This is a genomic window from Rhizobium sp. 05L419 (assembly GCF_056397845.1).
In genome coordinates, this window is the sequence record NZ_JBFTOF010000015.1 from 57410 (window position 1) to 81637 (window position 24228).

Sequence of the window (24228 nt, forward strand, 5' to 3'; positions counted from 1 at the left end):
CATCCGGCGGCGCTAACCTAGCGCCAGATCTCTTAATTTTTCCGGTACGTTGCCACCGTAGGCCCAGTCGAGCAGCTGGACCGTGTGCACGATCGGAATTGCAGTTCCGGATGCGATCTGGGTCATGCAGCCGATATTGCCGGTTGCGATGACATCAGGCTTCGTTGCCTCGATATTCTTGACCTTGCGCGTTTTGAGCACCTCGGAAATATCCGGCTGCATGATGTTGTAGGTGCCGGCAGAACCACAGCAAAGATGGCCCTCAGCCGGATCGCGGACGGTAAAACCTGCGGCCTTGAGAAGCAGCTTTGGCGCCGTCGTGATCTTCTGGCCGTGCTGCATCGAGCAGGCCGAGTGATAGGCAACGGTTAGGCCCTTCGTCAGTTGCGACGGCAGATCGAGCGTGGCTAGGTACTCGGTGATGTCCCTGGCCGTCGACGATACGCGGGCGGCCTTTTCGGCGTAGGCAGGATCCAGGCGCAGCATGTGGCCATAGTCCTTGATGGTCGTTCCGCAACCGGACGCCGTGATGATGATCGCATCGAGACCGCCGGTTTCGATCTCGCGTGTCCAGACGTCGACATTGGCGCGCGCGCTCGCCAGGGCTTGCTGCTCGCGTCCCATATGATGGACAAGCGCGCCGCAGCAGACCTCACCTTCCGGGAGGACGACCTCCACACCGAGGCGGGTCAGCAGCCTGATCGTCGCCTCGTTGATTCCAGGGTCGAGCACCGGCTGCGCGCAACCCGTGAGAATTGCGACGCGCCCCCGCTTTTCGGCGCCGGCTTCATGGATTCCCGGCGTGGAATAGGGCGAGGCGGCCGGCACACTGCGCGGCGCCAGCGCCAGCATCGCCGCGAACGGCTTGAGCGTCGGACTGCGCCGCAAGAAACCCGCAAACGGCCTTCCGAGGCGCGCCAGGGTGAGCGCCAGCCGGAAACGGCTCTGATAGGGCAGAACCGAGGCGAGAATGGCACGCGTCAGGCGATTCATGAACGGCCGTTTGTAGGTCTTCTCGATATGGACCCGGGCATGATCGACGAGATGCATATAGTCGACGCCGGAAGGACAGGTGGTCGTGCAGGCAAGACAGGACAGACAGCGGTCGATGTGGGTGACGACTTCGGCGTCCGCCGCCCGGCCGTTTTCCAGCATGTCCTTGATGAGATAGATGCGCCCGCGCGGGCTGTCGAGCTCGTTGCCGAGCGTCACATAGGTGGGACAGGTCGCGGTGCAGAAGCCGCAATGCACGCATCTGCGCAGGATCTGCTCGGACTCCGCCACATCAGGATCGGCAAGCTGGGCCAGGGTGAAGTTGGTCTGCATCGCCTAGGTCCCCGTCATCTTGCCCGGATTGAAAATGCCGGCCGGATCGAGCTTTGCCTTTACACGCGCAGACAGCAACTCCACCGCCTCCGGCTGCGGCTGGAAGGCGTTGGTGGTCACCCTAGCCTGCTCTGGGGCACGGATCAGCGTCGCATGACCGCCGCCGAGGGCCTTGAGGAAACGACGCAGCAGATCGGCTTCGGCATCCGCTTCCATCCGCATCCAGACGAGACCGCCCTGCCAGTCGTAGAAAGCGTCGACGCCTGTTTCGAGGCGAAGTGCCGCGACAAGCTGGTGGCCGACGCTCGGGGCAACGGAGACGCGCCAGACCGGGCGGGGCGTGCCGTCGGCATAAGGCAGGACATCGCGCACCTCCCGCCAGAGTTGGGCGCTGTCATTGCGATCCAGGTGCGAAACACGGCCGAACGCAGCCATTGCTGCAACAAGCTTTGCCGCCCTCGCTTCCACCGGACCGGGCAGGCCCTCGATCCTGAGGACGGTGGCCTCGGTCGGCGGCAACGTTCCGTCGAGAAACTTCCACGTGACCGTCATCGGCAGATGGGCCGCGCCCGAAACCTCCACCGGCAGCGCCATCGCCGTCGCCATGGCGTTCGTCGCCTCTGCGTCATTGAGCCCTTCGACTATGATCGTCGCTTCCGCCTTCGGCCGTGGCGGCGCCCGGAACGTGACTTCCGTGAGGAAGCCGAGCGTACCATGCGAGCCTGCCATCAGCTTGACGAGATCGAGGCCGGTGACATTCTTCATGACCCGGCCGCCGGACTTGATCAGTTCACCCTTGCCGTTGACGAAGCGCACACCGAGCAGGCTGTCACGCGCCGCACCCGCGACGACTCGGCGCGGTCCGGAGACGTTGGCAGCGAAGACGCCGCCGATCGTCGGTTCGCCTGCCGTCGCCATGACCGGCCGGTGGTCCATCGGTTCGAAGGCCATCATCTGGCCGTTTTCCGCCAAAGCTGCCTCAATCTCCAACAACGGGGTGCCCGCCCGCGCCGTCAGGACCATTTCGCCGGGATTGTAGGCGACGATGCCCGAAAGGTTGGTCGATCGAAGGCGGCTGACAGCCGTGACGGCATTGCCGAAGCCGGAACGCGTGTTGCCGCCACAGATCGCAAGCGTCTTTCCCGCCTGCGCGTGCGAGCGAACGATGTCGGCTGCGTCCTCTTCTGTCGTCGGGAACAGATCGATCATGCGGCAGAGCGTCCGTCGAGCGGGAAAACCTTGGATGGATTGAGAATCCAGTCCGGATCGAAGGCAGCCCGAACGGCCATCTGCTGCGCAAGGTCCGCCTCGGTATATTGGTGGCGCATCAGGTCGCGCTTCTCGATGCCGACGCCATGCTCTCCCGTCAGACAGCCGCCGGCATCGACGCAAAGCTTCAGAATGTCCATTCCCGCAGCTTCCGCCCGCGCCGCGTCCTCCGGATCGTTTGCGTTGAAGAGGATCAGCGGATGCATGTTGCCGTCGCCGGCGTGAAACACGTTGGCGACGCGCAAGCCGTAGTGCTCCACTATTTCAGCGGTCTTCCTCAAGACATAGGAGAGCTGGCTGAGGGGCACCGTCCCGTCCATGCAGATGTAATCGGCGATGCGTCCGGTGGCGCCAAAGGCAGATTTGCGGCCTTTCCAGATCAGCGCCGCCTCGGTTGCCGACTGACATTCGCGCACGGTCTTCACGCCATGCTTGCGGGCGATCTCGACAATGCTTTTCAGTATGTCGTCCATCTCCGCGTCAGACCCCTCGACTTCAACGATCAGCAGTGCGCCGACGTCAAGCGGATAGCCGGCCTTCGCGAAGGCTTCGCAGATCTCGATGGCCGGCTTGTCCATGAATTCGATGGCGACGGGAATGATGCCTGATGCAATGACGTCGGCAACGCAGGATCCTGCCTCCTCCGACGTTTCGAAGCCGAAAAGGACGGGACGCGCGCCTTCCGGCTTGGCGATCAGGCGAACGGTTGCTTCGGTGACGATGCCGAGCTGACCCTCGTGGCCGCAGACGAGGCCGAGAAGATCGTAGCCCGCCGCATCGAGCCCCTTGCCGCCGAGGTCGACCACCGTGCCATCGGTCAGCACCATCTTCACGCCAAGCAGGTTGTTGGTGGTGACCCCGTACTTCAGACAGTGCGCGCCACCGGAATTCATGCCGATGTTGCCACCGATCGTGCAGGCGAGCTGCGAACTCGGATCAGGCGCGTAGAAGAAACCGTCCGCCGAGACGGCTTCCGAGATATTCAGATTGGTAACACCCGCCTCGACGACGGCAGCGCGGTTCGCAAGATCGATGTCGAGAATGCGGTTCATTTTCGAAACGCAGACGACGACCGCGTCCTCTTGCGGGATCGCGCCGCCCGAAAGCGAGGTCCCGGCACCGCGCGGGACGACGGGAATGCCGTAGCGGTGGCAGTATTTCATCACCGCGGCGACTTCGGCCGTGCTTCGCGGGAGAGCCACCGCCAGCGGCACGCGACGATAGGAGACAAACGCGTCCGTCTCGAAAGGCACCAGTTCGCGCGCCTCATGCACCAGACATTCCGGCGGCAGCAGATCGACGAGGTCGGCCACGATGTGCCGACGGCGGGCAATCACATCGGCGCGTAGAGCGAGAAACGGAATGGCGTCGGACATGGCTCTCTCCCTTCGCCGGCGGCGACGAAAACCGGAGGCGATCCTCCTTGCCGCCGATCGCATGGGCTTAGCACTTTCCCTGATGTGGCGCAAATGCTAAGCACTTATGACAAAAGAAGAATATATCAGGTTCGCATGACCAATCTGGGTGATCTCGAAATCTTTGCCAAGGTCGCGGCGACCGGCAGCATGTCGCTGGCCGGCCGCGCGCTCGGCTTCTCGCCGGCCGTCGTTTCCAAGCGCATCAAACGGCTGGAAGACAGGCTCGGAACACGGCTCCTGCAGCGCACGACCCGGCAGATTTCGCTGACCGAGGCGGGCCAAGGTTTCTACGACCGCGTGCTCGGCATCCTCGCCGGGCTGGAGGAAGCGGAGTTTTATATTTCCGGCCGTTCCGCACAAATGCATGGGACGCTGAAAGTCTCTGCTCCGACGTCATTCGGCCGGATGCATATCGCCCCGCATCTGAAGGCCTTCATGGACGCGCATCCGGACCTCGCCATCAACCTGGTCCTGAGCGACGAGTTCAGCGACATCGTCGGCGGCGGGTTCGATCTCGCGATCAGGATCGCCGAATTGACCGATTCCAGCCTTGTCGCGCGGCGGCTTGCACCGGTGCGGCGCGTGCTGTGCGCCTCGCCGCTCTACCTGGCAACCCATGGCGCGCCAAACAGCATCGAAGACCTCAAGCATCACCGCTGCCTGCCAGCCCACAACAACGACATCTGGCGTCTGGATGGACCCGAAGGCGCATTGTCGATGCGGCCCGAGGGCATGCTCATCACTAATTCGAGCGAGGTCATTCGCGAGGCCGTGATCGCCGGGCTCGGCGTTGCGCTGCGCTCCACCTGGGATATCGGCGCGGAGCTGAAGAGCGGCCAACTCCTACAGGTGCTTCCGGCGTACGAGGGTTCGCGCAGCGTGACGCTCTCCGCGGTCTATCCAAGCCGCCAGTTTCTGCCGGCAAAGGTGCGCCTGTTCATCGACTATCTCGCCGAGCTCTATGGACCGGTTCCCTACTGGGAGCGGTGACGCTTCAGCGCGCCAGGCGTTCGAGGACGAGATCGAGCAAGGCGCGCAGCCGCGCCAGCCGTTTCATGTCACGGTGATAGCCGACCCAGGTGTCGCGGCCCGGCGGCGCTTCGCCAAGATCGACACTCTCGATGGCCGCGATCGAATCGCCAAGCGGCCGTGGCAGCACGGCGAGCCCTGCGCCATTGACGCAGAGTGCCGCCTGCACATCGCGGTTGTTGCTGCGCATGACGATCTCGGCCTTCGGCAGAATGCCCTTCAGCCAGACCACATCTGGCATGCCCCCGAATGCCTCGTCCATCGTCACCAAACGTGCGGCTGTTCCTTCGCCCGCCTTCGGGTGCTCGACGCCACGCCTTACATAGAGGCCATACTCGATATGAAGAAGCTTTCGCGAGATCACCTCCACCTCTGTAAAGGGCGCGATGCGAAAGACAAGATCGGCCTCCCTCCGGGACAGACTCAGCAGCCGGCTGTCGGTCAACAGTTCGACGACGACTTTCGGGTAGGCCTGCGAGAATTCCGCGAGAACCGGCGAGAGGACGTGCGCGCCGAACCAATCCGACGACGACAGCCGCAGGAAGCCGGTGAGCTGGCGGTCTTGCCCCGCGAGTTCGCGCTCCAGCCCGAGCGCTTCTTCCTCCATCCGTTCGGCGCGCGCAAGGACGGTCGCCCCCTCGTCCGTCAGCACAAAACCATCGGCTGTTCGCTGGAAGAGTGGCTGACCAAGCGACGCCTCCAGGACGCGCAGGCGCCGACCCATCGTCGGTTGGGTCAAACCGAGGCTGCGAGCGGCTGCTCCCAGGGTCCCGAGCCTGGCGATCGCCAGGAACAGCTTTAGGTCACTCCATTCCATGCGCACCCATACGAAATTGCATGATCCTTGTTCAGTATCTTTGGTTTCCATTCCCATTTCAACGGCGCAGTCTCCTCGCAACAAAACGAAAGGAGATTTCCATGTCCTCCAATACGCGGATGAAGGCACTTCTGGTCGAGTCGCAGAATGGCGCCTTCCGGCCGGTCCGGTTGGCCGTGCCTGTAGCTCGTGACGGTGAAGTCCTGGTTCGGATCGGCGCGAGCGGCGTCAATCCGCTCGACACGAAAATCCGCGCCGGTAATGCGGCCCATGCCCGCCATCCCTTGCCTGCAGTCCTCGGCATCGACATGGCCGGTGTCGTGGAGGACGTCGGACCCGGCGTTTCCGGCTTCCGACGCGGCGACGAGGTGTACGGCATGACGGGCGGCGTCGGCGGCATCCAGGGGTCGCTCGCAGAATTTGCGGCCGTCGATGTTCGCCTGATTGCGTTGAAACCCCACAATCTCTCGATGCGCGAAGCCGCAGCCCTACCGCTCATTTCCATCACGGCATGGGAAGGCTTGGTCGACCGCGCCAAGGTTCAGGCTGGGCAGCGCGTTCTCGTGATCGGCGGTGCGGGCGGCGTCGGCCATATGGCCGTGCAGATCGCCAGGGCCGCCGGCGCAGAGGTCTACGCGGTCGATGGCGCATCGAAGGCGGACTACATCAGCAGCCTTGGCGCCACACCCATCGACCGTGCGACTGATACCGTGGAGGACTTTGTGGCCAGGTATACCGCAGGACACGGCTTCGACATCGTCTACGACACCATTGGCGGCGACGGGCTGGATACGGCATTCAGCGCGGTCAACCGGTTCGGCCATGTCGTCAGCGCGCTCGGCTGGGGCACGCATGCGCTTGCGCCGCTGTCGTTCAAGGCCGCGACCTATTCCGGCGTCTTCACGCTGCTTCCGCTTCTGACCGGCGAAGGCCGCGCGCACCATGGCGAGATCATGCGGGAGATGACCAAGGTTGTCGAAGCGGGGCAGTTGGCGCCACGCCTGGACGACCGACGTTTCGGCCTCGCCAATGCTGCCGAAACGCATGAGTTGATCGAAACCAGCCAAACGAGAGGCAAGCTCGTCATCGAAATCGATTGAACAGAAGACGCGCCATTATCGCGCCAGATCGAGGTAGGCGCTCGCCACCATCGCATCGATATCCGCAGGCACCGGAACGATGCACGATTCAGCGCCGGCTTGGCGCCTGGCGACCCTTTCCAGGCAGCGAACCTGCAAAGCGAACCCGAGGTCCATCGACTCCACCGAGTTGCCGAGCGGTCGCGGGCCGGCAAGATTGGCCATGTGACCGCCGCCGAGAACGTGGATGGCGCGGCCGTCGTTCAGATGCAGCGTCTCGATGCCGTCAGCCTCGTACCGGTCGACCCCGATGACGTCGGCATGCTGCCTGAAGGCCGCGACATCGATCTCATTGGGAAAATGCCCGCCGTTCATCAGGATCGCGCCGTTCTTGATCAACGGCAGATCCTCGGCGGTCACGATGCCCGGATGGCCGGTGACGGTCACAAGGACATCGGCCGAGCGGATCGCATCGACACGCGACTGCGTCGCGAAGCCATCGAGATGAGCCTCGAGCGCCGTCACAGGATCGATTTCGACGACGCTGACCTGCGAGAAGGCATTGCGGAAGCAGGCGGCGGTCCCCTTGCCACAGGCGCCATACCCGAAGACCGTCACGCGCTTGCCGTTCGTCGAGCGGTTGGTGAAGCGCATGTAGCTTTCGAACAGGCTCTGCCCGACCGCATGCCTGTTTTCGGCGAACTGCTTGATCGGGCTGTCGTTGATGACGAGGATCGGCATGTTCAAACTGCCGCGCATCGGCAGGAGGCGCGTGCGGCCGGAGGTCGTCTCCTCGGTGCCGCCGAGAAGATTGGCATAGGGACGCTCTGCCGCGATGGCGAAGAGATCGCCGCCATTGTCCAGCAGCAGATCGGGCTTCTCGGCAACTACGGCTTCGAGGCTCTGGTGGTGGGCGACGGGGTCGGTCGTCTGCGTCGCGAAGACGGTCATCCCTTCGGAACGCAAGAAATCCACGGTCGAGGGCTGCGTGCTGTTGAGATTGCCGGTGCAGACGAGACGTGCGCCGCCGGCGCGCAGCGTCATCAGAAGCGCCACGGTCTTCGGCTCGAGGTGGATGCCGGTACCGATCGTCAGACGGTCGAATGGTCTCGTCTCCCTGAACTCCGCGGCTGTTGCCTGCAACAACCGGCAACCGTTGCTGATCCATTCGATGCGCGTTGCGCTTCTTGACATGGGTTGATCCTTTCGCTTTGCGGCATTGTTAGGCCGAATGCGATCTGGCGAACATGGACATATTTCTACGAAAAGCGCAGAAAATCTGCTTGGCCTCCCGACTGCATTCGACCAAAAACGGGTCGCCACGGCGCACTGAAAAACCTGCCGGCAATATTAGCCGGCAATCTTTTTTACGCATTCCGGACGCATAATCACCATAGTGCCGACTTAACGGTGCACGACATGCCGGCGTCATTGATTGCAGTGCGATGGAAGCGCATATTCATTGGCGTGTGACGTGACGGAATCAGAGCATTTCATGACGGTTTCCTCAACTCGAAACCAAAACGAAACGCTCTATTGGTAACTATGAATGCTGATACGAAGAACTGCGACGCATGGATCGCGCAAGCTTTCCATAAGATACTAGTAATATAATCGACCAACGAACCAAACGATAAAGGTGACCCGACCGTTGACTCTTCTTGCCCGCCTGGCCTCCGATGTGCAGCTGATGTTCCGGCGCCCCCCGCGCCAGCAGTATGCTGCGCTCTGCTACAGGGTAAAGCAGAAGACCACCGATCTCGAGGTGCTTTTGCTAACAAGCCGCGACACCGGCCGCTGGGTCATTCCCAAGGGCTGGCCGATGGAGGGACGCACCTCCTATGAAGTGGCTGCGCGCGAAGCCTACGAAGAGGCCGGCGTGCGCGGCACGGTGGAGAGCCAGACGATCGGCTGCTATCACTATCCCAAGGTCCTCAAGAACGGACTGACGGTGACCTGCAAGGTTCAGGTCTACGCTCTTGAAACCGCGACCATCGCCAAGAATTTCAAGGAGAAGGGCGAGCGTCGCTTCGAATGGGTCTCCTGCGACGAAGCTGCAAAGCGCGTTCGCGAGCCCGAACTTCGCGATCTCTTCCTGCTGTTCAAGCGCCGTATGACGGAAGAGCTTGCCGGACGGTTGCCCAAGCAAATTCCGGCGGAATGAATCCTGCCGCCTTGCGCTGTCGAACGGGACGGCGCTAAAGCAGGATTCAGCCACAGGGAACAGCATGCCAGACCGCCCCACCACTCTCACAAAACGAACGCTCGACAAGGATCTCGACAGGCTGACGCAGGTTGAGGACGCGGCGAAGCATGTTTCGCGGAAGCTCGTCGGGCCCGGCATCGGGTTGGTCTTCCTCGGCCTCGCGATGCTGTTTGCGGGCGTCTATGTCTTCAACCGGCCTGGCGCCGTTCTCGTGATTGCCGCAGTAGCGCTCGCCGCCTACATGGCCATGAACATCGGCGCGAACGATGTGACGAACAATGTGGGCGCAGCCGTCGGCGCACGCGCCATGACCATGGGCCAGGCGCTGGTCATTGCGGCAATTTTCGAAATTCTCGGCGCTACCATCGCCGGCGGCGAGGTGGTGAAGACGATCTCGTCCAGCATCATCGATGCCGTTCAGGTGCCGGCCGGCATGCTAGCTTGGATCATGATGGCGGCGCTGATGGCGGCCGCGTTGTGGATCAACCTTGCCACCTGGATGAACGCGCCGGTCTCGACCACCCACTCGATCGTCGGCGCAGTGATCGGCGCCGGCATTGGTGCGGTCGGACCCGGTCCGGTGAATTGGCGCGTGATGGCGGAGATCACATCCAGCTGGGTGACGTCGCCGTTGATCGGCGGGATCATTGCCGCCGGCCTGCTCTACCTGGTCAAAACCCTCATCATCTACCGCGAGGACAAGATCGCCGCCGCAAAGCGTTGGGTGCCGGTTCTGATCGCCGTCATGGTCGGCGCCTTCACCGCTTACATGATCCTCCAGCTCGAATCCACCGGAACGTTCTCCTCGACAACCATCGCCCTGCTGGGCGTGGCTGCGGGGTTCATCGCCTGGTTTGTCGGACGACCGCTGCTCCATCGGCGGGCGCAGGGCCTGGAGAACCGCAACAGCTCGCTTCGCGTCCTTTTCCAGCTCCCGCTGATCGGATCGGCGGCGCTGCTGTCCTTCGCCCACGGCGCAAACGACGTCTCCAACGCGGTCGGACCGCTGTCGGCCATCGTGCGCGTTTCGATCGGGCAGCCGCTCGGCGACGACGCTCCTCCTCCGCTTTGGGTCATGCTGATCGGGGCGCTCGGCATCTCGGTCGGCCTGCTGCTGTTCGGCCCGCGCCTGATCCGGCTGGTCGGCGAACAGATCACCAAGCTCAATCCGATGCGTGCCTATTGCGTGGCGCTTTCGACAGCATTCACTGTCATCGTCGCCTCATGGCTCGGGCTTCCCGTCAGCACGACGCATATCGCCGTGGGCGCCGTGTTCGGCGTCGGCTTCTTCCGCGAGTGGTATACCCGCCACTCGAAGCGCCGGATCGAATACATGCGCCGAAAGGCGGAGGTCTGGATGGTCGAGGAACCGGACGACCCGAATACCCACGAGGTTCGCCGCCGCTTCCTCGTTCGTCGCTCGCATTTCATGACGATCATCGCCGCCTGGATCATCACCGTGCCTGCGTCCGCCGCGCTTGCAGCGATGATCTATTGGGTTATGTTCGCGCTCTTTGTCTAGGCAGGACTTTTCGATGCGAGCCAATTTCCGGATGCAACGCCTGTTCGTCGATGCGCCTCTCGCTGCGGGGGGACCCGTCGATGCCACCGCGGACCAGTTCAACTATCTCGCAAACGTGCTGCGGATGCCCGACGGTGCTGAGATCCTCGTCTTCAATGGCCGCGACGGCGAATGGAAGGCCCGCGTCTCCTTTCCGACCCGCAAGCGCATCCTGCTTGTTGCCGAGGAACAGACCCGGCCGCAGCCTGATACCTCCGATCTGCACTACCTGTTTGCGCCGCTGAAGGTAGGGCGGCTCGACTATCTCGTGCAGAAGGCCGTAGAAATGGGCGCCGGCCTGCTGCAGCCAGTGATGACGCAGCATGTGCAAGGAAAGATCACCAACGTCGACAAGCTCAAGGCCAACGTCATCGAAGCGGCCGAACAATGCGGCATCCTTGGGATCCCCGACGTCCAAGAGCCGATCAGGCTGTTCGATCTGCTCGACGGATGGTCGCCTGAGCGGCGGATCATCTATTGCGACGAGGGCGATGCGGGGCAAAACCCGCTGCCGTTGCTCTCCAGGATCATGGAGCGCAAGCTTGCGCTGCTCGTGGGGCCGGAGGGCGGCTTTTCCGAGGAGGAACGCTCGCGCCTGCGCAGCCTCGACTTTGTCACCGCCATTCCGCTCGGCCCGCGGATCCTGCGCGCGGATACGGCCGCTGTCGCCGCCATGGCGGTCATCCAGGCAGCGATCGGCGACTGGAATTGAGCTTCGAGGAGGTTCGTCGCGAATGCGCTGCTATTTTTTTGATGAGCCGTTGAAACATTTTCACTTGCAACATACCTGCCAGCGGTCCTAATCACCCTTCCAATTGTCCGCTCCCCCCGGGCGTTTTCCAAATACAGGTTACTTGAATGGCTCGCGACACCACCGACCAGACGCCGCTCTCTTCGGTTCAGGAGCTGACCGATTATCTTGCTGCGGGCAACAAACCAAAAGAGAACTTCCGCATCGGTACGGAGCACGAGAAATTTGCCTTCTTCCGTGCCGACAACAGCCCGGTTCCGTACTTCGGCGAAAGCAGCATTTCGGGCCTGTTGAAGGGGTTGCAGCAGAAGAGCGGCTGGGATCCGATCCTTGACGGCGACAACATCATCGGGCTTGGCGCGCCAAATGGCATGGGCGCGATTTCGATCGAACCCGGCGGTCAGTTCGAACTCTCGGGTGCGCCGCTGGAAACGATCCACGAGACCTGCAAGGAATCGAATACGCACCTGGCAACACTCCGGGAAATCGCCGAACCGATGGGCATCCGTTTCCTCGGCATCGGCGGCAGCCCGAAATGGACACTCGCAGAGACACCCGTCATGCCGAAATCTCGCTACGAGATCATGAGCCGCTACATGCCGAAGGTCGGCACCAAGGGCCTCGACATGATGTACCGCACCTGCACGATCCAGGTGAATCTCGACTTCTCGTCGGAAGCGGACATGCGCAAGAAAATGCGCGTCTCGATGAAGCTGCAGTCGCTGGCAACCGCGCTCTTTGCCTCCTCCCCGTTCACCGAGGGCAAACTCAATGGCCTGCTGTCCTGGCGCGGCGATATCTGGCGCGATACCGACAACCGTCGTTCCGGCCTGCTTGACTTCACCTTCCGCGACGACTTCGGCTTCCATGACTATGTCAAATGGGCGCTCGACGTGCCGATGTATTTCATCGTCCGTGACAGCCGCTACCATGACTGTACCCACGTCACCTTCCGCCAGTTCATGAACGGTGCACTGAAGGGCGAGGTTGCCGCCTGGGAGCCGACGATGGGCGACTGGACGAACCATCTCTCGACGCTGTTTCCCGATGTGCGCCTGAAGCGCTTCCTGGAGATGCGCGGTGCGGACGGCGGTCCCTGGAGGCGCATCTGCGGGCTGCCGGCGTTCTGGGTCGGACTGCTCTACGACGACGGGGCGCTCGATGCAGCTGACATGCTGACCAAGGACTGGACGTTCGACGAGGTGGATGCGCTACGCAACGCCGTTCCGGCCGAGGGTCTGAAGGCGAAGTTCCGTGGCCATGCGCTCTACGAGACGGCGCGCGAAGTCATTGCCGTTTCGAAGGCTGGCCTCAAGGCACGCGGCAGGCTCAACAAGGAAGGTCAGGACGAAACGATCTTCCTTTCCCCACTCGATGAAGTCATGGCGAAGAAGGCGACTCTCGCCGAGGATCTGCTGGCGCTTTACCACGGCCGCTGGGGCGGTTCGGTAGAACCGGTGTTTGACGAGTATCAATACTAACCCCTTCTGCAAAAAGCGGTTTGCGCGTCCCTTTTTCGGGCTATAGTGACACGATTGAGCGTCGCGAACCGGGGAAAGGGATTTCCATGCTGCCACTCTTCGACATGATGATGCAGGCGCAGAACGGCGCGGCGATGGACGCGGTCTCCAAGCAGTTCAATCTCGCGCAGGAGCAGGCGACCAAGGCCATGGCAGCCCTGATGCCGGCCTTCTCTGCGGGATTGAAACGCAGCACCAGCAACCCCTACGACTTCATGGGGCTGATGCAGGCTGTGTCCTCGGGCAACTACGCGACATACTTCGAGGACATGGGCCGGGCCTTCACGCCGCAAGGCATTTCCGACGGCAACAACATCCTTGCGCAGCTGTTCGGCTCCAAGGAGGTTTCGCGTGCTGTGGCCGCGCAGGCAGCCCAGATGACCGGCATCGGCCAGGAGATCTACAAGCAGATGCTGCCGGTCATGGCAGGGACGCTGATGGGCGGCCTGTTCAAGCAGTCGATGGGGCAGATGAGCGCGCCGGTGAACCCCTTCGTGAACACCGCCATGGGGGAATCCATCCAGAAATGGCTGGAGAGCACCGGCTTCGCCCCCAAGCAGAACACCGCTCCCGAGCCCAGCATCTTCGACAATCCCTTCACGCAGGCCATGCAGCTGATGTTCAGCGCCGCGAAGCCGGTGCCAGAGAAGCCGGCGGCGAACCCGTTCCTCGACAATCCCTTTGCCAAGGCTTTCCAGGAAATGATGGGCAACCTCGGAAAGCCCGTCGCGCCAAAGCCTGCCGAGCCGCCAAAAGAGGAGGCGAAAGCGGCGACGGAAGGTTACATGGATATGTTGAACACGATGTTCGACAGCGGCCTCGAAGTGCAAAAGAGCTATCAGAAGAACATGGAAGCGATCTTCGATACCTATACGCCGAAGGCGCCCGCCGCCCCTCCTCCAAAGGCATAAAAAAACCCGGAGACGGCTGGGAGGCCGGTCACCGGGCAAGAGGCAGGGCTATTGGCTATCACCCTGCGGGGAAAACTGGACCGGCCCTATTCCTTGTGGGACCGGAAGATCGAATTGCGCCCGCGATTGCGCACGGTACGCGTCAGGTGATCCGACGGGTCCTCGAAGAAGGTCGACGCCAGGAACGCCGAGGTCAGATCGGCCCTGCTAAGGCCGATATCCTTCAACTGATTGTCGTCGAGCTCGTGCAGCCGGTTGATCTCCATACGATTGCGGAACACGCGCAGTACGGATGCCAGCGTTGCGAAACCGTTTGCGAGACGTCGGGAAAACGTCATCGTGGTCTGGCTGCAGTCGAGTTCTAATATCCGGTCTGTCGTGCGCATGGGACGATCCTTTCATTGGCGCGCAACAACCCACCCCTCCCGCGAGGTCGAACGGGAGGAAGTCAGGTTGAAATCGGGGCGGACAGTCAGGGTGTCCGTCCATCACTTTCTTGATTTGCATCCCGAAGATGCCAAACGCCTATTGATCAGTCCAACGAATGTTTCTAATGATTATCATCAGAGATCGTTATAGGTGGGATCATGGCCGCGCCTCTTGATATTGACCAGTTGCAGACCTTCATCGCAATTGTCGACTCCGGCAGCTTCACCAAGGCCGCCGACCGGGTCTACAAGACGCAGTCGGCGGTCTCCATGCAGATGCGACGGCTGGAAGAGCGCGTCGGCAAGCAGTTGTTCATCAAGGACGGGCGCGGCAACCGGCTCACCGTCGAAGGCGAAAAGCTGCTCAATTACGCGCGGCGCATCATCCGCCTCAACAACGAGGCGATCGCAGCCTTCGACGACAATCGCCTCGAGGGCATGCTACGCATCGGCACACCCGATGACTATGCCGACCGCTACATGCCGGAGATCATCGGACGTTTCGCCAAGACGCATCCGAACGTGGAACTCTACATCGTCTGCGAACCTTCGGTGGACCTTGCAGAGCGAATGCATCGCGGCGAGCTCGATATCGCGCTGGTGACGCATAACCCGCGCGAGCGCATGTCCGATGTCGTGCGGACGGAACCGCTCTGCTGGGTCGGCTCTGCCAACCATCCGATCCGTGACGACGCGCCGGTGCCGCTTGCGGTGGGCCGTCGCGACTGCCAGTGGCGCCAGCTCGCCTGCTCGGCGCTCGATGCGGTAGGCCGCGAGCATCAAATCCTGTTCACCAGCTGGTCATGCACGGTTGTTGCTGCTGCGGTTCTTGCCGGCATGGCCGTGTCCGTCATGCCGGAATCGGCGCTGCGCACTGGCATGAAGGTGCTGAGCCAGGCGGACGGCTTCCCCGCCCTGCCCCCGGTTCAGATCGGCATCATGAAGCGGCCGGGCGTTTCGATTTCGTTGATGAACGCGATCACGGCGCACATCACGGCCTGTCTCGACAACATCACGCCGGCGGTTGTCGACGACAATCTCGAAGCCGACCTGAAAAACGCCTATGGCCGGGTACAACCCCGGCTCAAGGTCGCAAATACGGTGACCAGCTGGTGAGCTTCAGACAGCTGCTGTCGAGAAGAAGGATGAGCGGACCACAGCCTTCCACTCGTTCAGAATGCGCTTGGCCAGCGAAGCCTCGCTAACGACGGCAAGCCGGATCGACGCACCGATCAGGTGACTGAAGAGATAGGTGCGGGCCTGCATGTCGACAGCTGCCAGGTCCGGCGCAACGCGCCGCACCGTATCGTGGAAAATGTCGGCAATTCGGGTGCTGTGTTCGATATTCAGCTGCAGCAGATCCTGATCGGTCTCCGTCCCCATCCAGATACCGAGATAGCTGGCATCGCTGCGGCAATCGTCATAGTGCCAATCGATCGTTGACGCGAGTACGTCGAGCGCGTGCTCGACGGACTGAACTGACGCAAAGGCTTCCGCTATTCTTGCCTGAATGGCGGAAGCATGCCGATCGAAGAGCGCTTTGACGATGGCGGCCTTTTCCGGGAAATACTGATAGACGGAACCGATGGGAACCTGGGCGGCGACGGCCAGTTCGGTCATGCGCATGGCGCTGACGCCCTTTTCGGCAATCAGCCGCGCCGCAGCGGATAAGATGAGATCCAGTCTCTGGATACTGCGTTCCTGTTTCGGCTTCCTGCGCAGTCCAATGCGATCCAATGCGACGTTCATGTCGTTCCCCATCCACCTTTATTTGCATTCAAATCGGTGCTTTTGGCGGATATGACATGCAGGTCTTCAGGGTGGGTAAACGACAACAGTCGGATTTTAACGATTTCGAAAAGCATAAACAAATCGGGGTGATACACCCCGATTTGGTCGTTTTTCGATGGTGGGCCTACTCGGCGGCGGCCGGCTGTGCGTTGATCGTATCGACCTTGTAGCCGTGCTGCTTTTCAAGGGCCGCGCGAACACCTGATTCGTAGTCCGGGTGGACCAGCTCGAAGTGTGCGAGCTGGCGCTCGACGATCGTGCCCGGTACGCCGCCCATCGCCGCCGCGACGTTGGAGAACAGCCCTCCTGCTCAACGTCGAACAGATTGAACAGCGCCCGCACCTAGCCGTAGTCGTCGTTGCCGACGCGATGATTGTAGCGGGCAACGTCGCCGTCGACCTTCAGCGGCGGCTCCTTGGTGGATGCATCCTCGAAGGGGCTACCATTGAGATGGAGGCGCTGGCGGAGGCAATCATAGCGATCGCCCCCGCTCCGCACGCCGTCGCGGCCTGATCAGGCGAGGTTCTTCTTCAGGAACTCGACCGTGCGGCCCCAGGCAAGGTCCGCCGCCTTCTTGTCGTAGCGTGCCGCCGAGGTGTCGTTGTTGAAGGCATGGTTGGCGCCGTCGTAGACGAAGATCTGGACATCCTTGCCGTTTGCCTCGAGCGCTTTCTTGTACGCATCGATGCCGGCATTGATCCGATCGTCCAGGCCCGCATAGTGCAGCATCAACGCGGCCTTTATGTTTGGCACCTCGGCCGCCTGCGGCTGCGCTCCATAGTAGGCGACGCCGGCCTTCAGCTCCGGAGACTTCGTCGCGAAGTTGTTGACAAGCCCGCCGCCCCAGCAAAAGCCAACGGCTCCTACCTTGCCGTTTGCGTCCTCCAGCTTCGACACATAGGCGAGGCTCGCTTCTGCGTTGGCCACGGTTACGGCAGGATCGAGCTTGCCGAACATCTCGCGTGCCTGATCCTCGTTCTCGGGCGTGCCGCCGGCGGGCGACAGGAAATCCGGTGCGAGTGCAATGAAGCCTTCCAGGGCCATGCGGCGGGCGACGTCGCGAATATGCGGGTTGAGGCCGCGGTTTTCGTGAATGACGATCACCGCGCCGAGTTTGCCGGGGGGGTCCTTCGGCTCGACCAGGTAGCCTTTCATCTCACCGCCGCTGCCGGGATAGGTGACGTCTTCCGCCGTCAACCGTTCATCGCCGGCTGGGACCATCTCGGCGCTCGCCTTGCTTGCGGCCAGCATCGGCGCGATGGCGGCGGCGGCACTGGCGGAACCGGCAAGCTTGGCCAGCTTGTCCATGAAGTTGCGCCGATCGAGCGTCAGGTGCGTGTATTCGTCATAGGCGTTTATCATCGCCTGCGTGATTTCCGGCTTTTCCATTTCAGCCTCCTCTTCCCTACCCAGGCATTTGCCTGAATGAAGATAAGCCAGTCACCGGTAACGCAGGAACAAAACTGCGTTACTTCACGCTGCCGAAGACATCACCCGTTCGGGAAGGCCATCCATACGGCAAGCCAGACCCACATGGCGCCGAGAACGATGTAACCGACGGCAAACAGGGGGCTGCGATAGCGGATGCGGTTGCTGGTGACATGCACGAAGGCCTGGGCGTAGCGAAGCGCCACGAATATCCACGCGAGGATCACCGCGACGAGGTTATCGGCTTCAGTAACATATAGAAGGATGCAGCAGGCGTAGAAAAGCACCGGCAGCTCGAACTGGTTTGCGATGCAGTTTTTGACGAACAGGCTTTCAGGCGGTTCGTCGCGGTTTTCGCGGTAACTTGAGAGTCTGACTTTCCCGGCCTGGACCACTTTCCGGCGGCGGTAGCCGAGCAGCATGTAGAGGATATAGATCAGGGCCACGTGGGCGATGATTGGCCAGAACATTTCGTAGCCGGTCATTGCGCTCATATGGTCTTCTCCTTGCCGCTTCTGCTTTGATTTCAGAGCTGTAGAGGAAAAGATTCGGCCTTTCCAGTCAAATGCCCGCCGCAGACGGCGCGGCGGGCATGCCTTGATCAGGCCTGGGCGATAGAAATACGGCTGCCCCAGCATCCGCGCGATCTGGCCGCACATCATTGCTATGCCTACGGCCCGCGGCGGGACGTCTGGCGGCGACGAGGAAGTCGTGGCCGCGCTGATCGACTATTGCGCACCCTGATCGCCGGGAGGTATCAGGCGCACGATGGCAAAGCGGATGATGACGATCAGCGATATGGCGAGGGCCGCGAATTTCAGACTGCTCGCCCATGGCAGCAGGGCTGCGGCGAAGCTCCAGGCAACACCGTCATCGAACACGTTCGTCGTCAGTATGTTCTCGGCATAGTCGGCGACACCGTAGATCAACGGCAGGGCATAGAACGCCCCGATCAGAAGAGGATGCATCGGGCGGCCGAAATAGACCCCGCCCGGCTGCAGCTTGACGATGACCGCGACGATCAGCACCGTCATCAGTGCGGGAAAGACGAGTTCCGGCCCGGCATGCATGCCGAACAGAAGATCGCGCGCTGCGGGCGTCCTGGCGAAAACGCCGCGCATGGCATCGATGTCGGTCGCATCGTAGCCGGCCAGGCGCGTTTCGAGCATCCACGTCCTCGTCAGCTCCCGGAAGGGCAGAACAAAACCGAAGGCCGACCATGCGAACACGGCGAGGCATAGGGCTGCGAGCAGCGCGACGATCCCAAGTGGAATACGGCTGCCCGCGTTTGCCATCAAGCGCCGGAGCCAGGGTAGTTCGGGCTCTCACGGGTGATCGTCACGTCATGCGGATGGCTTTCGCGAAGGCCGGCGCCCGAAATGCGCACGAAGGTCGCGCGTTCCTGGAACTCCTTGAGGTCCTTGCCGCCGACATAGCCCATCGCCGCCTTGAGCCCGCCCGCGAGCTGGTGCAGCACGCCGGAGACCGGCCCCTTGTAGGGAACCTGACCTTCGATGCCTTCCGGCACGAGCTTCAGCGTGTCGCGTACTTCCGCCTGGAAGTAGCGGTCAGCCGAGCCGCGGGCCATTGCGCCGACGGAGCCCATGCCGCGATAGGCTTTGAACGAACGACCCTGGTAGAGGTAGACCTCACCCGGGCTTTCATCGGTGCCGGCGAGCAGCGAGCCGATCATGACGGCGGAAGCGCCGGACGCGATCGCCTTGGCGACATCGCCGGAGAACTTGATGCCGCCGTCTGCGATGACGGGAATGTCCTGCGCCTGCGCGGCTTCGACAGCCGACATGATGGCGGCAAGCTGGGGAACGCCGACACCGGCGACGATGCGCGTCGTGCAGATCGAGCCCGGGCCGATACCGACCTTGACCGCATCCGCGCCGGCATCGATCAGCGCCTTGGTGCCCTCCGATGTCGCCACGTTGCCGGCCATGATACGCACCGAGTTCGAGAGCTTCTTGACGCGGGTGACGGCTTCGAGCACGCGCGCCGAATGGCCATGCGCGGTATCGACGACGAGCAGGTCGACGCCTGCCTCGATCAACCGCTCGGCGCGCTCGAAACCATCTTCACCGACGCCGATGGCAGCTGCGGCGCGCAGCCGGCCCTGAACATCCTTGGAGGCATTCGGGTTCAGCTGGGACTTTTCGATATCCTTGACGGTGATCAGACCGACGCAGCGGCCTTCGCCGTCGACAACCAGCAGCTTCTCGATGCGGTGCGAGTGCAGCAAGCGCTTAGCTTCCTGCTGATCGACGTTTTCCTTGACCGTGATCAGGCCTTCGCGCGTCATCAGTTCGTAGATTTTCTGCGACGGATCGGACGCGAAGCGAACGTCGCGGTTGGTCAGGATGCCAACGAGACGACCGGACTTCTCGACAACCGGAATGCCGGAGATGCTGTAGGTTTTCATCAGCCCAAGCGCATCGGCCAGCGTCGCATCGGGGCCGATCGTCACCGGGTTGACGACCATGCCGCTTTCGAACTTCTTGACCTGGCGGACCTGTTCGGCCTGTTCGACCGGCGACAGGTTCTTGTGGATGACACCGAGCCCGCCTGCCTGCGCCATGGCGATGGCAAGACGGCTTTCGGTGACGGTATCCATGGCCGAGGAGATGATCGGGATGTTCAGCTCGAAATCGGTCGCGATCCGCGTTGCGACGCTCGTCTGGCCGGGCAGGACCTCCGAATGACCGGGCTGCAGCAGCACGTCGTCGAAGGTGAGAGCGTCTAACCCGGTTGGCGTTTCGATGATGCGAGCCATGGCCAATTTCCTCAATTACGAAAAATGCGACGCCACCCGGAACGAATCGTCCGCACCGGCGGTGTGCAAGGGTTGCTTTGGAAGTTGGCGAGGGCTGGTAACACGTCTATGACACGAAGGGAATAGAAAAAAGGCGCGCGGGGCCGCCGAAGCTGGATCGCAGGCAAAGCCGATTGTGCGCGCCACAAAACGTTCGACGAGCGATGGCTCCCATTCGGCGGGCCCCTAAAACGCCCCTCGTCCCTGTGCTCGTCAAAGTGATCCAGCGCATTCAAGTCCTTGGGTGTAAAAGACTCTTCTCAAGGCACCGACGCGCCGTGGCTGAATTCTTGTGACAAGCACAGGAATGTCGGCCGGAGGAAAGAGGTTGCTAAAAAAGGACTACAACAGATCGATTTCAGTGGCATGAACCCGGGGTGTCCGGCGGGCTTGGTATGGCTGCCATGCAGCAACGTCACAGATCGAACTGATAGGTCTTCGGTACGAAGCGGTATCCGGTGTCATATGTCTCGACAAAGCCCACGGCCGGGAACGGCATGTGGTAGCCGAGGAAAGCGACCCTGTCGGTCGCAATCATGTCGAACACCTTTTTTGCGCGATGCGGCTGCTTGCGCCTTGTCCATGTCGCAACGGACCTCCCATTCGGGTTTTTGCAGCGACAGAATGTAGTGGTTGGCGGTGTCGCCGGTGGCAACGAGACGTTTGCCGTCGGATTCGACATGAAAGACCATATGGCCCGGCGTGTGGCCCGGTGCCAGCATCGCCGCGATGCCGGTTGCGACCTTGTCGCCTTCTCCGATGAAGGTCGTCTTTTCGGCGAGCGGCACGACATTTGCCAACACCGCCTCGGCAGGAAGTTCTTCGCCAACAACTCCCGGACCGTTTCCGGCTTATGATTTGTGCCAGCCGAGCTTGAACTGATTGAACCGGGGCTGCGTCGTCGCATCCATCTTGGTCGTGTCTCCGCTTGCGGCCATTGCGGCCGTTTGTCTCAAAATCACCGGCGCCGCCAGCAGGCCAACGCCTGCAGCAAAGAACGCACGCCGCCTTATCCTCGTCGACACTGCCATATCCCGTCCTTCCAATAGCGCACGACGTCGTCATCGCACAGACCTCCGTCGCGACGGACCGATGCCGTGTTGCAATCGGCCGCGACAGACATATGTCAATCTTGATCGTTGAAATTGCTGGGCAAGCAGTCTCACGCAGACGTGATGCAAACCTGTCTCCGCAGCCTGTTGAGGGGTTGGCAGAGGCTGATGCGAGGACTACAGAGCAGTGGCTTTCCGAGCCGCCTTCGCCAGACCTTCAAGGCATTCGTGTATGAACCGCGTCGTCCCGTTGATCCTCGCCGTCGCTCTCTTCATGGAGCAGATGGACTCCACCGTTATTGCAACCGCTCTGCCCGCGATCGCCAATGACCTGCATGTCGGGCCGATCACCCTGAAGCTGGCGCTGACCTCCTACATGGTCTCGCTCGCGGTCTTCATTCCGATCAGCGGCTGGATGGCGGACAGGTTCGGCGCCAAGCGCATCTTCCGGCTGGCGATCTGCGTCTTCGTCATCGGCTCGATCTTCTGCGCGGCATCCTCCGGCCTCATCGAATTCGTCTGCGCCCGCTTCTTGCAGGGCATGGGCGGCGCGATGATGACACCTGTCGGGCGGCTGGTTCTGCTGAGAACGACGAAGCGAAGCGATCTCGTCTCCGCCATGGCGCTGCTGACGATCCCCGCCCTCGTCGGGCCGCTTGCCGGACCGCCGCTCGGCGGCTTCATCACCACCTATTTCACTTGGCACTGGATTTTTCTGATCAACGTTCCGGTCGGCATCGTCGGCGTCTGGCTTGCAACGATCTTCCTGCCGGAGGTGGAGGCAACGGCTCCGCCGAAGCTCGACGTCACCGGCTTCGTGCTGACCTCGTTTGCCGCCGCCGGCGTGGTCCTCGGACTGTCGGTCGTCAGCCTGCCGGCGCTGCCGCCGATCATCGGCATCGGCGCAACGGCGATCGGCATCGTCTGCGGCGTGCTTTACGTGCGTCACGCCAAGCGGCATCCGGCGCCGATCCTCAACCTCAAGCTCTTCCGCAATCCGACCTTCCGGGCATCGACGACCGGTGGAACACTGTTTCGCATCTGCATCGGCGCCATGCCTTTCCTGACCCCACTGATGCTGCAGCTCGGTTTCGGGCTGACGCCTTTCCAGTCCGGCCTCATCACCTTTGCCGGCGCGATCGGCGCGATCACCACGAAATTCATGGCGCGGCGCGTTTTTGCGGCTGTCGGCTTCCGCACGACGCTGCTTTCAGCGGCTGCCGTGACAACCGTGGTGACCGCCACGACCGGGTTTTTCACGCCGGAAACGCCGCATCTCGTCATCATCGGCATTCTTCTGATCGGCGGCTTCTCGCGTTCGTTCTTCTTCACCGGCGTCAATGCGCTCGCCTATGCGGACATCGATGATGCGCAGGCAAGCCAGGCAACCTCGATGAGCTCGGTGATACAGCAGATCAGCCTGGCGCTCGGCGTTGCTGTTGCCGCGGCGATCTTGGAAACCTCGATCTACCTGCGCGGCGAAACCCTGCAGGTGGTGGATTTCCACGTCGCCTTCTACGTCATCGCGTTGCTGACCGTGGTGGCCACCATCCCGTTCATCCGAATGGACAAAAGCGCCGGCGCGCTGGTGTCGGGCCACCGCGCGACGCCGATGACCGCAGCTGCGGTGGAGGCCGAGCAGTAGGCAGTGAAGTAGCCTATTCCGGCGTTTCGCAGACCGCGCTCAGCTTGTTGCCGTCCGGATCGCGTACGTAGGCGGCATAGAAGCTCGCATGAAACGGCCGGAGCCCCGGCTCGCCCTCGTCGGTGCCGCCGGCGGCTATGGCCGCGGCATAAAAGGCATCGACATCGGCTCTCGTTTCAGCCGCAAGCGCGACCATGGAGCCGTTGCCATTCGAGGCCCGTCGACGATTGAAAGGCGTCACGATCCAGAGCCGGCAACGGGTGTCGCCATCGGCCGCATAGCCGATTTCCTCCTCGGAATAGCGCTGGCGCCTATAGCCGAGCAATGGCAGCACGACGTCGTAGAAACGCCGGGCCCGATCGATATCGTTTGTTCCGAGAGTAACGTAGAGCAGCATTATCAGCGGGTCATTCCGGTCATGGGAAGCTCATATTCCACCCAGAACGGCCCAAAGATCAAGCTTCCGTCACGTCAGGCTGCACTTTACGGCCTTTGAAGCCCTTTGCGAGCAGGAACATTTCGACCGATTCGGCACGCGACGATGCCGGCTTGACGTGCACCACCTGCTTGAAATGCTGCTTCAACATGGTCAAAAGTTCGCGCTCGGCGCCGCCCTGGAAGGTCTTGGCCAGGAAATGACCGCCTTCGCCAAGGACTTCGACCGCGAAATGGGCCGCGACCTCGCAGAGATGCATGGTGCGCAGGTGATCGGTGCGGTGGTGGCCGGTGGTCGGCGCCGCCATGTCGGAGACAACCAGATCCGGCGTACCACCGACAGCTTCCAAAAGCTGAGCCGGCGCGGATGGATCGAGGAAGTCGAGCTGCAGGATCTTGACACCCGGGATCTGGGCCATCTCGAGAAAGTCGATCGCCGCAACGCGGATATCGTCGTCGGTGGAACCCGTGACCTTGGCGGCAATCTGCGACCAGCTGCCCGGTGCTGCGCCAAGATCGATGATGCGGCGCGCACCCTTCAGGATGCCATGCTTCTCGTCGATCTCCAGCAGCTTGAATGCGGCGCGGGCGCGATAGCCTTCCAGCTGGGCACGCTGCACGTAGGGATCATTGATATGACGCTGCAGCCACTGCCGCGACGACGCCTTCATCTTCTTGTTCTTGACGCGCTGGCCGAGCTTGCGGCCGGTGCGGTTGCCCGCAATCGTAGGCTTGGTCATGCTT

The 24228-nt window shown here is 61.9% G+C and carries 22 protein-coding genes and 2 pseudogenes; 9 read left to right on the forward strand and 15 right to left on the reverse strand.

What is annotated here, in order from left to right; translation table 11 throughout:
• Positions 1 to 12: 12 nt before the first annotated feature.
• The 3 genes from glcF to AC1DMK_RS18970 are packed head-to-tail and all read right to left on the reverse strand — an operon-like array spanning position 13 to position 3971.
• A complete protein-coding gene (glcF, locus tag AC1DMK_RS18960; protein ID WP_477861053.1) occupies positions 13 to 1326 on the reverse strand; it encodes a glycolate oxidase subunit GlcF in 1314 nt (437 codons plus the stop codon).
• A gap of 3 nt (positions 1327 to 1329) precedes the next feature.
• Positions 1330 to 2535 carry an FAD-binding protein gene (locus AC1DMK_RS18965; protein ID WP_477861055.1) on the reverse strand — a complete coding sequence of 402 codons (1206 nt, stop codon included), beginning with the start codon at positions 2533 to 2535 and terminating at the stop codon, positions 1330 to 1332.
• The gene (locus AC1DMK_RS18970; protein WP_037059648.1) at positions 2532 to 3971 is read right to left on the reverse strand and encodes an FAD-linked oxidase C-terminal domain-containing protein; all 1440 of its coding nucleotides are present in this window, start codon (positions 3969 to 3971) and stop codon (positions 2532 to 2534) included. The genes AC1DMK_RS18965 and AC1DMK_RS18970 overlap by 4 nt, the downstream gene beginning before the upstream one ends.
• A 135-nt stretch (positions 3972 to 4106) precedes the next feature.
• Between AC1DMK_RS18970 and AC1DMK_RS18975 the strand changes: the two genes are divergently transcribed.
• On the forward strand, positions 4107 to 5003 hold the full coding sequence (locus tag AC1DMK_RS18975; protein ID WP_477861057.1) for a LysR family transcriptional regulator: 897 nt from the start codon (positions 4107 to 4109) through the stop codon (positions 5001 to 5003).
• A gap of 4 nt (positions 5004 to 5007) precedes the next feature.
• Here AC1DMK_RS18975 and AC1DMK_RS18980 read toward each other — a convergent pair whose 3' ends face one another.
• Entirely contained in the window at positions 5008 to 5859 is an 852-nt protein-coding gene (locus AC1DMK_RS18980) for a LysR family transcriptional regulator (RefSeq protein ID WP_037060017.1), read from the reverse strand.
• A gap of 101 nt (positions 5860 to 5960) precedes the next feature.
• On the opposite strand from AC1DMK_RS18980, the gene AC1DMK_RS18985 reads away from it, so the two are divergent.
• Positions 5961 to 6959: a zinc-dependent alcohol dehydrogenase family protein gene (locus AC1DMK_RS18985; protein ID WP_477861059.1), complete on the forward strand. Its 999-nt coding sequence runs from the start codon at positions 5961 to 5963 to the stop codon at positions 6957 to 6959.
• A 15-nt stretch (positions 6960 to 6974) separates the two neighbouring features.
• Here the strand turns inward: AC1DMK_RS18985 and AC1DMK_RS18990 are convergent, their stop codons facing one another.
• A complete protein-coding gene (locus tag AC1DMK_RS18990; RefSeq protein ID WP_477861061.1) occupies positions 6975 to 8132 on the reverse strand; it encodes an adenosylhomocysteinase in 1158 nt (385 codons plus the stop codon).
• Positions 8133 to 8589: 457 nt separating this feature from the next.
• Between AC1DMK_RS18990 and AC1DMK_RS18995 the strand changes: the two genes are divergently transcribed.
• From AC1DMK_RS18995 to AC1DMK_RS19015, 5 genes are all read left to right on the forward strand, one after another.
• Entirely contained in the window at positions 8590 to 9102 is a 513-nt protein-coding gene (locus AC1DMK_RS18995; RefSeq protein ID WP_477861063.1) for an NUDIX hydrolase, read from the forward strand.
• 64 nt (positions 9103 to 9166) lie between these two features.
• On the forward strand, positions 9167 to 10666 hold the full coding sequence (locus AC1DMK_RS19000; RefSeq protein WP_037059640.1) for an inorganic phosphate transporter: 1500 nt from the start codon (positions 9167 to 9169) through the stop codon (positions 10664 to 10666).
• Positions 10667 to 10679: 13 nt separating this feature from the next.
• Positions 10680 to 11417 carry a 16S rRNA (uracil(1498)-N(3))-methyltransferase gene (locus AC1DMK_RS19005; RefSeq protein ID WP_477861066.1) on the forward strand — a complete coding sequence of 246 codons (738 nt, stop codon included), beginning with the start codon at positions 10680 to 10682 and terminating at the stop codon, positions 11415 to 11417.
• A gap of 146 nt (positions 11418 to 11563) precedes the next feature.
• Positions 11564 to 12937, forward strand: coding sequence for a glutamate--cysteine ligase (locus AC1DMK_RS19010; protein WP_477861068.1), 1374 nt, complete (start codon positions 11564 to 11566; stop codon positions 12935 to 12937).
• Positions 12938 to 13023: 86 nt separating this feature from the next.
• A complete protein-coding gene (locus tag AC1DMK_RS19015) occupies positions 13024 to 13887 on the forward strand; it encodes a DUF937 domain-containing protein (RefSeq protein WP_477861070.1) in 864 nt (287 codons plus the stop codon).
• A gap of 86 nt (positions 13888 to 13973) precedes the next feature.
• Here AC1DMK_RS19015 and AC1DMK_RS19020 read toward each other — a convergent pair whose 3' ends face one another.
• Positions 13974 to 14273, reverse strand: coding sequence for a YjiS-like domain-containing protein (locus AC1DMK_RS19020; RefSeq protein WP_037059634.1), 300 nt, complete (start codon positions 14271 to 14273; stop codon positions 13974 to 13976).
• A 201-nt stretch (positions 14274 to 14474) separates the two neighbouring features.
• Here AC1DMK_RS19020 and AC1DMK_RS19025 point away from each other — a divergent pair, with 201 nt between their 5' ends.
• On the forward strand, positions 14475 to 15431 hold the full coding sequence (locus tag AC1DMK_RS19025; RefSeq protein WP_037059633.1) for a LysR substrate-binding domain-containing protein: 957 nt from the start codon (positions 14475 to 14477) through the stop codon (positions 15429 to 15431).
• Between the two features lie 3 nt (positions 15432 to 15434).
• On the opposite strand, the gene AC1DMK_RS19030 is transcribed toward AC1DMK_RS19025, so the two are convergent.
• From AC1DMK_RS19030 to AC1DMK_RS19060, 7 genes and pseudogenes are all read right to left on the reverse strand, one after another.
• The gene (locus tag AC1DMK_RS19030; protein ID WP_037060016.1) at positions 15435 to 16064 is read right to left on the reverse strand and encodes a TetR/AcrR family transcriptional regulator; all 630 of its coding nucleotides are present in this window, start codon (positions 16062 to 16064) and stop codon (positions 15435 to 15437) included.
• Between the two features lie 166 nt (positions 16065 to 16230).
• Positions 16231 to 16607, reverse strand: a pseudogene (locus tag AC1DMK_RS19035) (catalase-related domain-containing protein); the annotation flags it as partial.
• 12 nt (positions 16608 to 16619) lie between these two features.
• On the reverse strand, positions 16620 to 17495 hold the full coding sequence (locus AC1DMK_RS19040) for a dienelactone hydrolase family protein (RefSeq protein ID WP_477861073.1): 876 nt from the start codon (positions 17493 to 17495) through the stop codon (positions 16620 to 16622).
• A gap of 101 nt (positions 17496 to 17596) precedes the next feature.
• Positions 17597 to 18019 carry an MAPEG family protein gene (locus AC1DMK_RS19045; RefSeq protein ID WP_477861143.1) on the reverse strand — a complete coding sequence of 141 codons (423 nt, stop codon included), beginning with the start codon at positions 18017 to 18019 and terminating at the stop codon, positions 17597 to 17599.
• A 243-nt stretch (positions 18020 to 18262) separates the two neighbouring features.
• Positions 18263 to 18829: a hypothetical protein gene (locus AC1DMK_RS19050; protein WP_037059630.1), complete on the reverse strand. Its 567-nt coding sequence runs from the start codon at positions 18827 to 18829 to the stop codon at positions 18263 to 18265.
• On the reverse strand, positions 18829 to 20313 hold the full coding sequence (guaB, locus tag AC1DMK_RS19055) for an IMP dehydrogenase (protein WP_037059628.1): 1485 nt from the start codon (positions 20311 to 20313) through the stop codon (positions 18829 to 18831). The genes AC1DMK_RS19050 and guaB overlap by 1 nt, the downstream gene beginning before the upstream one ends.
• 454 nt (positions 20314 to 20767) lie before the next feature.
• Positions 20768 to 21383: pseudogene (locus tag AC1DMK_RS19060) on the reverse strand (MBL fold metallo-hydrolase).
• A 253-nt stretch (positions 21384 to 21636) separates the two neighbouring features.
• Here AC1DMK_RS19060 and AC1DMK_RS19065 point away from each other — a divergent pair.
• Positions 21637 to 23049: an MFS transporter gene (locus tag AC1DMK_RS19065; RefSeq protein ID WP_477861076.1), complete on the forward strand. Its 1413-nt coding sequence runs from the start codon at positions 21637 to 21639 to the stop codon at positions 23047 to 23049.
• Between the two features lie 13 nt (positions 23050 to 23062).
• On the opposite strand, the gene AC1DMK_RS19070 is transcribed toward AC1DMK_RS19065, so the two are convergent.
• Both AC1DMK_RS19070 and AC1DMK_RS19075 read right to left on the reverse strand, forming a co-directional pair.
• Complete coding sequence (locus AC1DMK_RS19070) at positions 23063 to 23446, reverse strand: VOC family protein (RefSeq protein ID WP_477861077.1); 384 nt, start codon at positions 23444 to 23446, stop codon at positions 23063 to 23065.
• 58 nt (positions 23447 to 23504) lie between these two features.
• Positions 23505 to 24224: an RlmE family RNA methyltransferase gene (locus AC1DMK_RS19075; protein WP_037059625.1), complete on the reverse strand. Its 720-nt coding sequence runs from the start codon at positions 24222 to 24224 to the stop codon at positions 23505 to 23507.
• Positions 24225 to 24228 lie beyond the last annotated feature (4 nt).

Coding starts and splice junctions, on each gene's coding strand:
- glcF (WP_477861053.1), bottom strand. CDS start 1,326: ATGCAGACCAACTTCACCCTGGCCCAGCTTGCCGATCCTGATGTGGCG.
- AC1DMK_RS18965 (WP_477861055.1), bottom strand. CDS start 2,535: ATGATCGATCTGTTCCCGACGACAGAAGAGGACGCAGCCGACATCGTT.
- AC1DMK_RS18970 (WP_037059648.1), bottom strand. CDS start 3,971: ATGTCCGACGCCATTCCGTTTCTCGCTCTACGCGCCGATGTGATTGCC.
- AC1DMK_RS18975 (WP_477861057.1), top strand. CDS start 4,107: ATGACCAATCTGGGTGATCTCGAAATCTTTGCCAAGGTCGCGGCGACC.
- AC1DMK_RS18980 (WP_037060017.1), bottom strand. CDS start 5,859: ATGGAATGGAGTGACCTAAAGCTGTTCCTGGCGATCGCCAGGCTCGGG.
- AC1DMK_RS18985 (WP_477861059.1), top strand. CDS start 5,961: ATGTCCTCCAATACGCGGATGAAGGCACTTCTGGTCGAGTCGCAGAAT.
- AC1DMK_RS18990 (WP_477861061.1), bottom strand. CDS start 8,132: ATGTCAAGAAGCGCAACGCGCATCGAATGGATCAGCAACGGTTGCCGG.
- AC1DMK_RS19000 (WP_037059640.1), top strand. CDS start 9,167: ATGCCAGACCGCCCCACCACTCTCACAAAACGAACGCTCGACAAGGAT.
- AC1DMK_RS19005 (WP_477861066.1), top strand. CDS start 10,680: ATGCGAGCCAATTTCCGGATGCAACGCCTGTTCGTCGATGCGCCTCTC.
- AC1DMK_RS19010 (WP_477861068.1), top strand. CDS start 11,564: ATGGCTCGCGACACCACCGACCAGACGCCGCTCTCTTCGGTTCAGGAG.
- AC1DMK_RS19015 (WP_477861070.1), top strand. CDS start 13,024: ATGCTGCCACTCTTCGACATGATGATGCAGGCGCAGAACGGCGCGGCG.
- AC1DMK_RS19020 (WP_037059634.1), bottom strand. CDS start 14,273: ATGCGCACGACAGACCGGATATTAGAACTCGACTGCAGCCAGACCACG.
- AC1DMK_RS19025 (WP_037059633.1), top strand. CDS start 14,475: ATGGCCGCGCCTCTTGATATTGACCAGTTGCAGACCTTCATCGCAATT.
- AC1DMK_RS19030 (WP_037060016.1), bottom strand. CDS start 16,064: ATGAACGTCGCATTGGATCGCATTGGACTGCGCAGGAAGCCGAAACAG.
- AC1DMK_RS19040 (WP_477861073.1), bottom strand. CDS start 17,495: ATGGAAAAGCCGGAAATCACGCAGGCGATGATAAACGCCTATGACGAA.
- AC1DMK_RS19045 (WP_477861143.1), bottom strand. CDS start 18,019: ATGACCGGCTACGAAATGTTCTGGCCAATCATCGCCCACGTGGCCCTG.
- AC1DMK_RS19050 (WP_037059630.1), bottom strand. CDS start 18,829: ATGGCAAACGCGGGCAGCCGTATTCCACTTGGGATCGTCGCGCTGCTC.
- guaB (WP_037059628.1), bottom strand. CDS start 20,313: ATGGCTCGCATCATCGAAACGCCAACCGGGTTAGACGCTCTCACCTTC.
- AC1DMK_RS19065 (WP_477861076.1), top strand. CDS start 21,637: ATGAACCGCGTCGTCCCGTTGATCCTCGCCGTCGCTCTCTTCATGGAG.
- AC1DMK_RS19070 (WP_477861077.1), bottom strand. CDS start 23,446: ATGCTGCTCTACGTTACTCTCGGAACAAACGATATCGATCGGGCCCGG.
- AC1DMK_RS19075 (WP_037059625.1), bottom strand. CDS start 24,224: ATGACCAAGCCTACGATTGCGGGCAACCGCACCGGCCGCAAGCTCGGC.